The sequence below is a fragment of the Pokkaliibacter sp. MBI-7 genome, assembly GCF_029846635.1.
Classification (GTDB): Bacteria; Pseudomonadota; Gammaproteobacteria; order Pseudomonadales; family Balneatricaceae; genus Pokkaliibacter.
This window is the reverse complement of record NZ_JARVTG010000002.1, coordinates 615,783-628,752: the sequence shown is the minus strand read 5'-3', so window position 1 is coordinate 628,752 and position 12,970 is coordinate 615,783. Positions and strand designations below refer to the sequence as shown.

The 12,970-nt window shown below is 58.9% G+C and carries 13 protein-coding genes; 4 read left to right on the top strand and 9 right to left on the bottom strand.

Annotated features, from left to right (window positions below):
• Window positions 1–20: 20 nt before the first annotated feature.
• From QCD60_RS22505 to QCD60_RS22485, 5 genes are all read right to left on the bottom strand, one after another.
• Complete coding sequence (locus QCD60_RS22505) at window positions 21–332, bottom strand: hypothetical protein (protein ID WP_279788636.1); 312 nt, start codon at window positions 330–332, stop codon at window positions 21–23.
• On the bottom strand, window positions 284–1,165 hold the full coding sequence (locus QCD60_RS22500) for an MFS transporter (RefSeq protein WP_279788634.1): 882 nt from the start codon (window positions 1,163–1,165) through the stop codon (window positions 284–286). Before QCD60_RS22500 ends, QCD60_RS22505 begins: the two co-directional genes overlap by 49 nt.
• Window positions 1,162–1,935: a DeoR/GlpR family DNA-binding transcription regulator gene (locus QCD60_RS22495; protein WP_279788632.1), complete on the bottom strand. Its 774-nt coding sequence runs from the start codon at window positions 1,933–1,935 to the stop codon at window positions 1,162–1,164. Before QCD60_RS22495 ends, QCD60_RS22500 begins: the two co-directional genes overlap by 4 nt.
• A gap of 210 nt (window positions 1,936–2,145) precedes the next feature.
• Entirely contained in the window at window positions 2,146–4,065 is a 1,920-nt protein-coding gene (locus tag QCD60_RS22490) for a monovalent cation:proton antiporter-2 (CPA2) family protein (RefSeq protein WP_279788629.1), read from the bottom strand.
• A gap of 2 nt (window positions 4,066–4,067) precedes the next feature.
• Window positions 4,068–4,697, bottom strand: coding sequence for an NAD(P)H-dependent oxidoreductase (locus QCD60_RS22485; protein WP_279788627.1), 630 nt, complete (start codon window positions 4,695–4,697; stop codon window positions 4,068–4,070).
• Window positions 4,698–5,218: 521 nt separating this feature from the next.
• On the opposite strand from QCD60_RS22485, the gene fae reads away from it, so the two are divergent.
• The 3 genes from fae to QCD60_RS22470 are packed head-to-tail and all read left to right on the top strand — an operon-like array spanning window position 5,219 to window position 8,218.
• Window positions 5,219–5,731, top strand: coding sequence for a formaldehyde-activating enzyme (fae, locus tag QCD60_RS22480; RefSeq protein WP_104157202.1), 513 nt, complete (start codon window positions 5,219–5,221; stop codon window positions 5,729–5,731).
• A 10-nt stretch (window positions 5,732–5,741) separates the two neighbouring features.
• Window positions 5,742–6,779: an aldo/keto reductase gene (locus QCD60_RS22475; protein WP_279788624.1), complete on the top strand. Its 1,038-nt coding sequence runs from the start codon at window positions 5,742–5,744 to the stop codon at window positions 6,777–6,779.
• Window positions 6,776–8,218 carry an NAD-dependent succinate-semialdehyde dehydrogenase gene (locus tag QCD60_RS22470; protein ID WP_279788622.1) on the top strand — a complete coding sequence of 481 codons (1,443 nt, stop codon included), beginning with the start codon at window positions 6,776–6,778 and terminating at the stop codon, window positions 8,216–8,218. The genes QCD60_RS22475 and QCD60_RS22470 overlap by 4 nt, the downstream gene beginning before the upstream one ends.
• Window positions 8,219–8,312: 94 nt before the next feature.
• On the opposite strand, the gene QCD60_RS22465 is transcribed toward QCD60_RS22470, so the two are convergent.
• The 4 genes from QCD60_RS22465 to QCD60_RS22450 form a co-directional block, all read right to left on the bottom strand.
• Window positions 8,313–8,648, bottom strand: coding sequence for a cupin domain-containing protein (locus QCD60_RS22465; RefSeq protein WP_279788620.1), 336 nt, complete (start codon window positions 8,646–8,648; stop codon window positions 8,313–8,315).
• Between the two features lie 46 nt (window positions 8,649–8,694).
• Complete coding sequence (locus QCD60_RS22460; RefSeq protein WP_279788618.1) at window positions 8,695–10,017, bottom strand: type II toxin-antitoxin system HipA family toxin; 1,323 nt, start codon at window positions 10,015–10,017, stop codon at window positions 8,695–8,697.
• 24 nt (window positions 10,018–10,041) lie between these two features.
• Entirely contained in the window at window positions 10,042–10,434 is a 393-nt protein-coding gene (locus QCD60_RS22455) for a helix-turn-helix transcriptional regulator (protein WP_279788616.1), read from the bottom strand.
• Window positions 10,435–10,568: 134 nt separating this feature from the next.
• On the bottom strand, window positions 10,569–11,480 hold the full coding sequence (locus tag QCD60_RS22450; RefSeq protein WP_279788614.1) for a LysR substrate-binding domain-containing protein: 912 nt from the start codon (window positions 11,478–11,480) through the stop codon (window positions 10,569–10,571).
• 110 nt (window positions 11,481–11,590) lie between these two features.
• Here QCD60_RS22450 and QCD60_RS22445 point away from each other — a divergent pair, with 110 nt between their 5' ends.
• Window positions 11,591–12,967: a DUF1446 domain-containing protein gene (locus tag QCD60_RS22445; protein ID WP_279788612.1), complete on the top strand. Its 1,377-nt coding sequence runs from the start codon at window positions 11,591–11,593 to the stop codon at window positions 12,965–12,967.
• Window positions 12,968–12,970 lie beyond the last annotated feature (3 nt).

Genomic DNA, 12,970 nt, shown 5'->3' with positions numbered 1-12,970 from the left:
TGCTGGCGCTGAGCCACCAGCTAGGGTGCGCAGATCGCCAGTACCAACACCAGCAAGGCCAGTAATCCCAGGGTGGTGGCAAGCCCCAGCCAGTGCGCACTCAGGCCGATCATCGGTGGCCCCAGCAGGAAGCCGCTGTAGCCAAAGGTGGCGATGGTGGCGACAGCAGCCTGCGCGGAAATATTGGGCATATTGCCTGCAGTGCTGAACAGCACCGGGATCAGATTGGACAGCCCCAACCCCACCAGCGCAAAGCCGATCAGCGCCAGCGTCAGGAATGACGTCAGCACCACCAGTGCCAGCCCGAAGGCAGCCAGCAGCGCCGATACCACCAGCAGGCCCGGCGGCTGCCTCGGCGCACCAGATAGTCACCGCTGAACCGGCCAATGGCCATGCACAGGGAGAAAGCAGCAAACCCCAGCGCAGCCGTCCCTTGATCTGCACTGTGCAGGGTACTGAGAAAAACCGCACTCCAGTCGGCCATAGCGCCTTCAGTCATCATCACAATAAAGGCCACGACACCAAGCGCCAGTAATGCCGGTGTCAGCATTCGCCGTGGTTTGTGCTCCTCACTGCTGACTGACAGCGGGCCATCTTCCGGCAGCCAGCGACCGGTCATTACCACCGCAAGCAACATAACGGCCGCCACCAGCCACATGTGCCAGCCGGGAGTAAAGTAATGGAGATAAAGCCCACCCAGCCCGGCACCCAGCAGCCCGGCACCCAGCAGCCCGCCGGCACTGTACATACCATGAAAGGACGACATGATGGGCTGGCCCCAGTCTTTCTCCACCCGCACCGCCTGCGCATTCATGGCCACATCCATCGCACCCTGACAGGCGCCGTAAATGATCAGCGCCAGCAACAGGGTGAAGAAGTCAGGCGCCATGGCCGGTAAAGCCGCACTGAAACAGCTCAGTACCGCACTGAACCAGCTGACCTCGCGATGACCCACCTTACCAATCAGCCAGCCACTCACCGGCATACTGACCATGGCCCCCAGTGCCAGCCCCAGCAGTGCCAGACCCAGAGCGGCATGGTCAAGACCCAGCCTGACCTGCACTAATGGAATGTGCGGCACCCAGCTGGCCAGCAGAATACCGTTGACGCTGAACATACAGGCCACTGCTGCACGCTGCGGCCAGAGCGAAGGGATAGCCTTCATGCTTCACCTCGCACCACACAGATCCCGGCCAACCGGTAGCGCTCCAGCATCTGGTCCGTCGCCTGTGCATCCGTAAGCAGGTAGGCCAGCGCCTCCACTTCGGCGATTTTGAACGGAGCCGTGGCCTCCAGTTTGTCGGCCGTACCCAGTGCGACCACTTCTCTCGCCTGCATAATGGCCAGCCGCTTCACCTGAGCCTCATCGTAATCTGATGCCATTACCCCCAGCTGCGGATGGATGCCGCACACGCCAAGCAGGCACAGATCGAAACGCATCTTGCCAAGCGCCTCCAGCACCTCACCGCCGACGGCACTCATGGTGGTCTTGTTGAGCTTGCCACCCAGCATGATCACCTCAATCTGCCCATGATCCTGCAATGCCATCATCACGGGCGGGCTGGCCGTCACCACGGTCAGGCACCGGTCCTGCGGCAGGTGCCTGGCCAGCAGCTCCAGCGTGGTCCCGCTATCCATAAAGATCATCTGTCCGTCTTTCAGCAGCGGTTCAACAGCGGCCACCAGACTCTGGCAACTTTCCATTGGCAGCAACCGCCGCTGGCTGAAACTCTGGGCAACGATGGTGGCAGGCAAAGCCCCACCGTGTACCCGGCAGAGTAAACCGGCACTATCCAGCTCCTTCAGATCTCGCCGCACAGTGTCTTCCGATACCCCAAGAGCGATGCTGAGTTCCGTCGCAATGACCTTACCGTGAGTCGCCAGCAGCTCGAGAATGTGCTGTCGCCGTTGTTCCGGAAGAGAGAAATCCTGCATGTCTGCGCTCCTGCAATGCGGGAATAGATGCGTTTATATGCGCGAACAATAGCAATTCACGCACATTAACGCATATAAATTTTCTCAAAACCTGCACAAACAGGCTTATAAACGCACAATCCCTGATTACAACCCCTAAAAACAACAACCCCCTGACACCGGCGATGTCAGGAGGTTGAGTGAACACCTGCCAAACAGCGAAAGGGACAGCTAGTCGGCAGCCTTGTCTGGCTCGGTGGTGTAACAGCCTTTGGGCGGGGGCATCCATGAACGTTCACCGTCCGTATGGCGGTCGTTGCGGTCACCGCGCATTTCAGTGGCGATTTTCTCTTCAAACTCCTTGAACAGCTGATAGGCATTGGTGCCGAAGCGTTCACCCTCACTGACTGAGCGCCATTCTTCGTAGAGCACGTCTGAGGCGGCAGCATCGATCTTGCGGAAGCTGCCCTTTTTGTTTTCTACATCAAAGGGATGAAAGCCCAGATCGACCAGTGCCTGGCCGCCCAGCTCCAGTGCTGACAGATAGGTTTCCACCCGGATAAAGTCAGCTCCGGCCAGCCGCAACTGATACATATGGACGCGGTCGAAGGCACGGGCCAGCACCTTAACCTGCGGATAGTTGGCTTTGACATAGCGCACCAGACTGACCGCCTCGTCCTTGTTGTCGATGGCGATCACGAACAGGCGGGTATTCTCGATACCGGCGGTATGCAGCAGGTCAGAACGGGTAGCGTCGCCAAAGTAAGACTTGATCCCCAGCGCCCGCATGTTGTCGACCTGACTGGCTTCATGGTCGAGCACCACGGTGCTGATACCGTTGGCGGTCAGTAAGCGGTTAACGATCTGGCCGAAACGCCCAATCCCGGCGATGATCACCTGCCCCTGCTCATCAATAGGGTCTGCCTCACGGCTGTTCGATTTCACTTCATGGCGCGGCAGAATCACTTTCTCAAAAATGATGAACAGCAGCGGCGTAAGGAACATCGACAGCGCCACCACCATCTGTAGCATCTGCGCCAGTGATGACTCCAGTACGTTTTGCTGCACAGTGAAGCTGAGCAGAACAAAGCCGAATTCACCGGCCTGCGCCAGACTCAGTGCAATCAGCCAGCGATCGCTGCCACGGGCACGGAACAGCGTGGCCAGCCCGTACAACACCAGCACCTTGACGGCAATCACGCCCAGGGTGATGCCGACAATCAGGCCGAGGTGATCAATCAGCACCGAGAAATTGACCCCGGCACCGACGGTGATAAAGAACAACCCCAGCAGCAGCCCTTTGAACGGCTCGATGTTGGTTTCCAGCTCGTGGCGGAATTCGCTGTTGGCCAGCACCACACCCGCGAGGAAGGTACCCAGCGCCGGTGACAGGCCGATCAGACTCATCAGGGTGGCGATGCCCACTACCAGCAGCAGTGCGCAGGCTACGAATATCTCCCGTACGCCGGTTTCAGCGATATACCGAAACAGCGGCCGGCTGAGAAAATGCCCGGCAAGTACCAGCCCACCGATGCTGCCAATCACCACGACGGCATAGAGCCAGCCGGGCAGATGCCCCACCAGTGTGAAAGCATCATGGGATGCTTCGGCACTGGTCGCGGCAGGCTCGGTAGCGCCGGTGATGGCCAGCATCGGGATAAACGCCAGCATGGGAATGACGGCGATGTCCTGAAACAACAGAATGGAAAACGCGCTCTTGGCACCATCGGTCTTCGATAGCCCTTTTTCACTGAAGGTTTGCAGCACAATAGCGGTAGACGACAGGGAAAAGATCAGGCCGACCGTCAGCGTTATTTTCCATGACAGGCCAAAAGCCATGGGGATAGCCATGATCAGCAGCGCCGTCAGCACTACCTGCAAACCGCCTAGCCCCAGCAGCCGGCTGCGCATTTGCCACAGCACCTGTGGCTCCAGCTCCAGCCCTACCAGAAACAGCATCATCACTACACCAAACTCGGCAAAGTGCTGAATGGTGGCAGCCTCATCACCGACCAGCCCGGTGACTGGGCCGATGACGACACCGGCGATCAGGTAGCCCAGCACGGAGCCCAGACCAAAGCGCTTGGCCAGCGGTACGGCAATGACCGCAGCCAGCAGGTAAATAAATGCCTGAATAAAGTATTCCGTCATGATCACCCCACCTGATATTCAGGTTCAGCGGACAACAGTGTCTGCCAGTTGGCACCGATATTGGGCAGCTGACTGGCCATCGCAATATCGATCTGATCATTCACCAGCGCCTGCAAAAAACCGCTCCAGTGGCTGACATGGTGTAGCAGGCACTGGTCTTCCACCGCTGTCCGGCTGCCAAACAGTGCAAAGGGCGCCAGATAACGCATCCCCGTTAGCCGGGCAGTCTGCTCCAGCGGATGCAGCAGTTCACGCAGAGAAAAGTGGTTCAGGCCATCCTGCTGGTAGGCCTTTTCCGCCGCTCCTGCCGATACCGCACAGATAAAGGGCTTGCCCCGCAGCGCAGTGCCCTTACTGCCGTACGCAAAACCGTGCTCCAGTACTAAATCCTGCCATTCCTTGAGAATGGACGGTGTGGAATACCAGTAGAGCGGAAACTGGAAAATCAGCACGTCGTGGTCAAGCAGCCTCTGCTGCTCTTTCTTTACATCGATGCGGAAAGTGGGATATTCGCCATACAAATCAACGCAGGTCCCCCCCTTAATCAGCTGCGCCGCCCGGAACATCGGCAGGTTCACCTCTGACCGTCGCTGCGACGGGTGGGCGAACAACAACAGCACTTTATTGCTCATACATTACAGTCCCTGCAAGGTGGCTGGCATCGGTGGCCGGGCCATCATTTCTATTCTTCAGACCATGAACATGGTGGTGGAACGTGAACACGTTCTTAGCAGGTCGTTGAAAATCTATCTGCGTTACCGAATACCGCATCAAAAACAGGCGAACGTGCTTTAGCACGGCCCCGAAGGGGTGAGCAGAGCGAGTTAAATGCTCATTTAGCTCACTAAACTCCGCTCTTTCGCCTGTTTCTTGTGCCCTCGGGGTATTTCCTTGTCTCGGCTGCCTCGACAACGTTTTTCAACCTCAGCCTGCTAGAGAAAGCACTATAGCGCCTTCCCCCGTTCAGTCTTGCACGATGCTACATATTTCCTGCTACCCATCTGCACGCTGATCAGCTCTGAGTCTGGCTCATGGCGTTCTGTGTTTTCCTCGTTACTGGCCCGCCCTCTGTGGGTGATACAACAGATGCCAACGGACGGATGCCCTCGTCTGCACAGTAATCCAAGAATAATAGCCATGGAGTCACCTCAGCATGTCCACCCTCAATCTGTTTATCGGCGAAGGCTTTGAAGGCCCCGGCGTCAATGCCGCCCATATCAATCTGGTGATGGGGCCACGTTCCGGCCCGGCAGGCCATGCCTTTGCCTCATGCCTGGCATCACCCACCACAGGCCATTGCCCCTTTATGGTGGTGGCGCAGCCCAATGTGCCGGTCAAGCCTGTCACCCTCTATACCAACAAGGCGGCCATCGGCAGTGACTTCCACGGTAATGCCACCTGGGGCGCTTCGCAGGCGGGCATCGCCAAAGCCGTTACTGAAGCTCTGCTTGATGGCACCCTGCCCGCCGAGGCCGACAACGAGTGGTGCATTCTCACTGCCAACTGGGTCAATCCGGCCTGTGATGATCTGGATGCGGTCTACCTCAACAACTACAACGCCTGCCGTCAGGCCATCCGGGCGGCACTGGCCGGACTGCCTGACCGCAATGATCTGGCCGGTGTGGTGAAGCAGATCAGCAATCCTTTCTACACTCCGAAGGCATAAGGGGCGGCACATGGAATACATCAAACTTGGCCGTTCCGGCCTGAGCGTTTCGCGTCTGTGTCTGGGCACCATGAACATGGGCACACCGGACTGGAAGCCGTGGATTTTCGATGAAGCGCGCAGCGAGCCCATCGTGCGTCACGCGCTGGATCAGGGCGTCAACTTTATCGATCTGGCCGATTTTTACTCCACCGGCGTCGGTGAAGAAGTAGTTGGTCGCATTATCAGGCGTCTTACCCGTCGTCATGAGCTGGTGCTGACCACCAAGGTGGGTTACGCCATGGGACAGGACGTCAACAACGCCGGGCACTCGCGCAAGCACATCATGGATGCCATCGACGGATCCCTCAGCCGCCTCGGCACGGACTATGTTGACATCTACATGCTGCATTACTTCGACACCACCACACCGGTGGAAGAAACCATGGATGCCCTCAACGACATCGTGCGCAGTGGCAAGGCCCGATACATCGGCGTGTCTACCATGACCACCTGGCAGCTGGCGAAGATCATGCAGGTGTGCGAGCGCCACGGCTGGGCCAAGCCCATCAATATGCAGCTGCAGCTAAACTGCGCCTACCGCGAGGAAGAGCGGGAAATGATCCCCTACTGTCAGGATCAGGGCCTCGGTGTGTCGGTGTTCAGCCCGCTGGCGCGGGGCCTGCTGACTGGTGACTTCAACTCCACACGCAACCAGACCGACTTCTTCACCCAGCAGATGTACGGCGATGAGGCCTCACTGGAGATCGCCCGCTCGGTGCATCGCGTTGCCCGTGCCCGCGGTGTCAGCGCGGCGCAGATCGCCCAGGCCTGGGTGCTGCGCCACAGCGGCGTGTCCTGCATGCTGGTGGGCGCCGACACCACTGCCCAGTTTGATTCCGCACTGGCCGCCCTCAGCACTGACCTGAGTGACGACGAACTCTACGAGCTGGAGCGCAATTACACCCCCTGTGACCTGATCAACGATTACACCGCCGGTAAGCGCACCCCCCGCGTTGCCCGCCCTGCCCGCGTCGACTACGACAACCTGCATCTGGAGGTGGTATGAACCTCAGTCGTCCTGAGCTGCTACAACGCGACAGTTATATTCGTGGTGAATGGCATAGCAGCCACAGCCGTTACCCGGTACTCAACCCTGCCACCGGCGAATGCCTGACCGAGGTGACGCGTGCCGGAGCTGCCGAAGCCCAGCAGGCCATCGCTGCGGCCAGGGAGGCACTGGCAGGCTGGAAAGCCCTGACGGCCAAAGAGCGCAGCCAGAAAGTCCGGCGCTGGGGCGAGCTGATGCTGGCCAATCAGGATGACCTCGCCCTGCTGCTGACCTCGGAACAGGGCAAGCCGCTGGCCGAAGCCAAAGGCGAAGTGGCCTATGCGGCCAGCTTTCTGGAGTGGTTCGCCGAGGAAGCCAAGCGCATTTATGGTGATGTGATCCCCAGCCACCGCAGTGATGCACGCATTGTCGTCACCCGCGAAGCCGTTGGTGTGGTCGCCGCCATCACACCGTGGAATTTCCCGCTGGCGATGGTTACCCGCAAGGCCGGTCCGGCGCTGGCAGCAGGATGTACTCTGATTCTCAAACCCTCGGAAGAAACTCCGCTCTCTGCCCACGCACTGGCGGTACTGGCCGCAGAAGCAGGCATCCCTGCTGGCGTGTTCAACGTGCTGTCGGGGGATGCGGCCGCTATCGGCGGTGAGCTGATGCAGTCCAGCACCGTGCGTAAGGTCTCTTTCACCGGCTCGACCCGCACCGGCAAACTGCTGATGCGGCAAGCGGCGGATACCGTCAAGAAGATTTCGCTGGAACTGGGCGGTAACGCACCTTTTATCGTTTTCGACGATGCGGATCTGGAGGCAGCGATTGAAGGCGCCATGGCCTCGAAGTTTCGTAACACCGGCCAGACCTGTGTGTGCGTCAATCGCTTTCTAGTACAGGACGGTATCCACGACCGGTTTGTCGCCCGGCTCAAGGACGCTATTGCCGCGCTGAAAGTTGATAACGGCCTGACCCCCGGTGCAACGCAGGGGCCGCTGATCAACCAGCCTGCGCTTGAGAAAGTCGAGCGCCATGTCACGGATGCCCTGCAGCAGGGAGCACAGTTGCAGTGCGGCGGTGCCCGTCACGCCCTCGGCGGCACCTTCTATCAGCCGACGCTGCTGACCGGTGCGACGACTTCCATGATGCTGGCAGCGGAAGAAACCTTCGGCCCGGTGGCTGCCGTCTTCCGCTTCAGCAGCGAAGCAGAAGCCGTCGCTCTGGCCAACGCTACCGAATCCGGCCTGTCCGCCTACTGCTATACCCGCGATATCGGCCGTGCCTGGCGCATGGGTGAAGCGCTGGAAAGCGGTATGGTCGGGATCAATCAGGGGATGATCTCCACCGAAGTCGCGCCCTTTGGCGGCATCAAGGAATCCGGCCTCGGTCGCGAAGGCTCGCGCTACGGCATCGAGGAATATGTGGAGATGAAGTATCTGCTGATGGGGTTATAACTCGTCATTGACTGACGATATTAATGACAGTGCCTCCATACGAGGCACCTGTTCTTCGCTTATTTCGCCGGCGTTAACCTGCACGGAGCGTGATCTACCTTGGATAGTGCACAGCCAACCAAAGGGTGGGCTGATCCGGGTCGGTCCAGCTGACCCGATGTTTGCAGTGTGCAGGGATGTTGACGTAGTCCCCAGGCTGCAAGGCCAGCTCCACACCATCCTCAAACAGCAGACGGGCACTGCCCTGCACCACCATCACCCATTCGTGCTGAGGCTGGTCGTACCAGCTGTCCTCTGATGTGCGATGGCCGAGGGAGGTGATGCGCTCGATCACCACCCCCTGATAACGCACGATGTCCTCAAAGGTTTCATTGCTGAGATCGGCGGGGATATCAGCGAACAGATTCCCTGCCCGGTAGTGGCTGTCCATCTTCTTTTCTCCTGTGAGAGGTCTTTTGGAGCCCCTTATAACGTTGTCAGTCAAAATACAGCCGGTGCTGCGCCGCTATCGCATGGGCAGCCTGCTCCCTGACGTCGGCCGCCGCCGCACATTCAGGCCACTGTTGCCTGACCACGGTCACGATCTGATCGATTTCCGCCCTGGCTGCGGCTTTTTTCAGATTGGCTTTGGCGCCCAGTGCCAGCAGATCGTCCAGCGTAAAGCCGTCACGCCGCTGGTTGATGGTCATCTGATGGCGGGACGTCCAGGCACCCTCGGGGTTGTAGGAATACGTCACATCAAAAGCCGGTGACAGGCGCCAGACACCACGGCGATCCATCAGGAAGGCGATGTTTTTGGTGTGATCATCCTGATTGCGCGCCACCACATTAAACACCGCCCGGCGGAACTGCTGCACCAGCGCCGTGCGCTGCAAGCCGGGGTCGGTGATCACCCGACGAATGACGTCCATGGCCTGTTCGTAGGCATAGCCCCCGGCAGCGTTGAAGTCATAGTGACCGATGGCGCACAGGCTTTGCATATGCAGTTTGCTGCCGTTCTCGAGACGATCGAAACGCTGGGTCATAAAGTGCGCGCGGCCGTTATGTTCCAGCAGCCGACATTCGCTCATATCGATACCGGCGGCGCGGGCCATCAGATAATAGGCATATTCGATGCGCCCGTAGGCAGGCGGGTCTTCCCCTTCCTTATCACTGTTACCGGAAACATCCAGCTTGAGCAGATGGTGGGTGAAGCCTGCTGGCGCCTGTAACTGGCCGGAGCGAATTTCCTGCGTCGCTGTGTTATAGGCAATCACCGCCTTGGCCCTTGCCCCACCGGCCGAGGTGCCGACGGAAATGATCTGCTGCACCGCTTTGTCTTCCTGCCCTGCTTCCAGCCGGGTAGCCAGCGCCCCTTTGGAATGCAGTGCCTGCTCAGCCAGGCTGACCAGCTCATCAAACAGCAGCTTTTCCGACGCCACCTGTGGGTTGTTCAACACCGGCTCAAACTCCAGTGCACCCATACCGCGGGAGCCGATGTAGCACAGCCGCTGCACCGGATCGAAACTGGCCCGATCACGGCCAGTAGCCGTCAGCCACTGATCAATCAGCAGGTTACCGAACTTGTCGGGTAAGGCATCGGCCAGCATTCCCGGCAATCCTTTGAAGGTTTCCTTCGGCAGCCCACTAAAGGAATACACGCCCTTGCGCCTGGGCATCATCAGTGGCGCCAGCTCCACCGGCGCAGCCAGAAACCGGTCATCGTACTCAAACAGTGCACTTTCACGCTGCGGGTCCCACAGCACCGCACCAACCTGCGTCCCCCAGAGCATGACCCTGGCGGTGGTTGCGTCAGTCATCACGGTTCTCCCTAACTGCCTGTATTACACACTCTCATCACCCCAAACCCATCCTGCCGCAGGTTCCTGCACCTGCGTTGACCTGTTATCTACGACAGGCTGGCTGGGCGGTGACTTACGCCGGATACGCTGCACCGGTCTGCTGCGTTTACCTGCCGACGCCGCCTGCAGCGGACTGATACCGGCATCAGCCAGCAGCGATTGTAACTGGTCGAGTTTGCCCAGCGCGCGCAGCAGTGAGATCAGTGTCGTCAGGCTCATGCCATCGCCACTTTCCACCCGCTTCACCGTCGCAATCCCTACCCCGGACAAGGTGGCCAGCTCTTCCTGTGACAGGCGCTGTTGCAGACGGGTGTCTTTCAGGCGACTACCCAGTGTGGCCAAAATGGCCTGATCACTCATTACGTCGAAGTTCATGAGAACACCCATAACGAATTCAATCTGATACTTAATCCTGCATATCACTCGATTAAATATCAATAGTGATTCTTTATTATAATTTAATAAAGAATTAAAAATGATGCTTTACGGCCTTAATTAATGATATGGAATCAGATTTGATCCCCATCAGACAGCTCAGTCCTGTCAGCAGCAATCTCCTCACGCAGGCAACGTAGAAAGGCTTCGAGAGCCGGTGACGTATGCACGGGTTTGCGCTGGAGGATGCCTATCTCCCTTGGTTCCTGCGTGTTGAGTGGCACCAGCGTAACGTTCTCCAGGTTGAAAACATCGACACTGGAAGCAGGCAGCAGCGCAAAACCGAGCCGGGCACGCACCATGGCAATGGCCGAGCTCATAAAGCTCAGCTCCCAGGTGGGTTTGAAGCTGACCGCAGCGTGCTGCATGGCCAGATCGGCAAAACGCCGGGCACTGGAACCAGGTGTCATGGCGATATAAGGCATATCCTGCAGACCCTGCCACGGTGAAGAGCCCGGCAGTACCACCCGGGTGGGCGTCAGCAGAATCAGATCATCCCGGAACAGCGGCTCAAACTGCAGCTCGCGGTTCTCTTCCAGTGGTGATGCCAGCCCCATATCCACCTCACCCTTCTCTACCCAGCTGTGTACCTGCCCAGCCAGCCCGTCTCTCAGTGCTACGGTGACGCGGGGATGACGCGCACCGAACCGGGCAATGGTGCGTGGCAATAGTGATGAAGCAACCGATGGCAGGCCTGCAATGGTCAGATGTCCCTGCGCCAGCTGACGTACGTTGCGAGTGTCATGCAGAGCCAGTGACATATCGGCCAGAATGCGCCGGGCATGGCCAAGAAACAGCTCCCCCGCCTCCGTCAGAATTACTTTCCGGGTATTGCGGGCGAACAGCTCCACACCCAGCTCCTCCTCCAGCTTACGGATCAGATAGCTCAGTGCAGGCTGGGTGAGGTGCACCTGTTTGGCCGCCTGAGTAAAGCTGGCGAGTTCTGCCGTTTGCACAAAGGCCTGCAGTTGACGCTGATGGAACATGACACTCACTCATAAAATTTTTGTATTAATTTATAAAATATATCGTTTTGATTAATCAAACTACTTCATGAGAAGGTGACGACTGCACTGAAACCTGTATGGAGCAGTCCATGTCACCTGCACAGCAGACCGATACCTCTTCACCTGTTCGCACCGCCTTCATCGGCTGCGGCGCTGGCTTTGCCGGTGACCGCCCGGAAGCTGCCGTGGCACTGGTGCAGGATCTCGCCAGCCGTCCCGGCCCGGCTTACCTGTTTTATGAACTGCTGGCAGAACGCACGCTGGCAGAAGCGCAGATGCGCAAGCTGGCCAATGCCGATACCGGCTATGCCAGCAAGCTGTTCCGTTTTCTTGACCCTGTCGTGGCCGACTGCCTGCGCTATGGCATTCCGATTATCACCAATGGCGGCGCAGCCAACCCGTTAGCCGCAGCCAGACGCCTGCATGCCGAGCTGCAGCAGCGTGGCCTGTCTGCCCGTATTGCCTGCGTATTGGGCGATGATCTGAGCGATCGGCTGAACGCCGATACCGACTGGCTGCCCGCCGACTGTCCGTTCGCGGAGGTATTGTCCTGCAACGTCTATATCGGCGCCGATGGGATCGTCGATGCACTGAATCAGGGGGCAGATATTGTGATTGGTGGCCGTATCGCCGACCCGTCACTGGTGGTCGGCGCCCTGCGTCATGCTCACCAGTGGGCCGCCGATGACTGGCAGCAGATCGCACTGGCGACCGCAGCCGGTCATCTGCTGGAATGCTGCACCCAGGTCAGCGGTGGCTATTTCGCCCACCCCGGCTACAAAGCTGTCGCCGATCTGGCTCATCTGGGCTGCCCCATCGCTGAGGTATCCGCGAGCGGCTCACTGGTCATCACCAAAACCGCTGGCAGCGGTGGCTGTGTGACCGAGCAGACGGTCAAGGAACAGCTGCTGTACGAAGTCCACAACCCTGCCGCCTATCTCACCCCCGATGTCACCCTCGATATCAGCGGCGTCACCCTGAGCACCGTCGGCCCGGATCGGGTGCAGGTGCATGGCGTGCAGGGGCACCCTGCCCCCGCCACACTCAAGGGTAATTTGGGCTTGCGTGGCCTGTGGTTTGGCGAGGCTGACATTTCCTACGCCGGGCCGGGTGCCAGTGAGCGCGGCCTGCAGGCCATCGAGATATTGCAGACCCGGCTGGCACAGTACTTTCCCACGCTCAAACCGCAACTGGATCTGATCGGCGTGGCAAGCCTGTTCAATGATCGGGATGGCCAGTGGCGCGATAGCTGCCAGCACATCAGCAGTGAGGATGTACGGGTACGGCTGGGCATCGTTGACCGTGATGCACAGGCCATTGATGAAGCACTGCAGGAAGTGGAAGCCCTCTACCTGAACGGCCCGGCAGGCGGTGGTGGTGTGCGGCGACACCTCAGTGAGTCACTGCGCACCCAGTCATTCCTGATCGATCGTGAGCAGATCAAAGCCACTCTGGTATGGAGCTGAAGC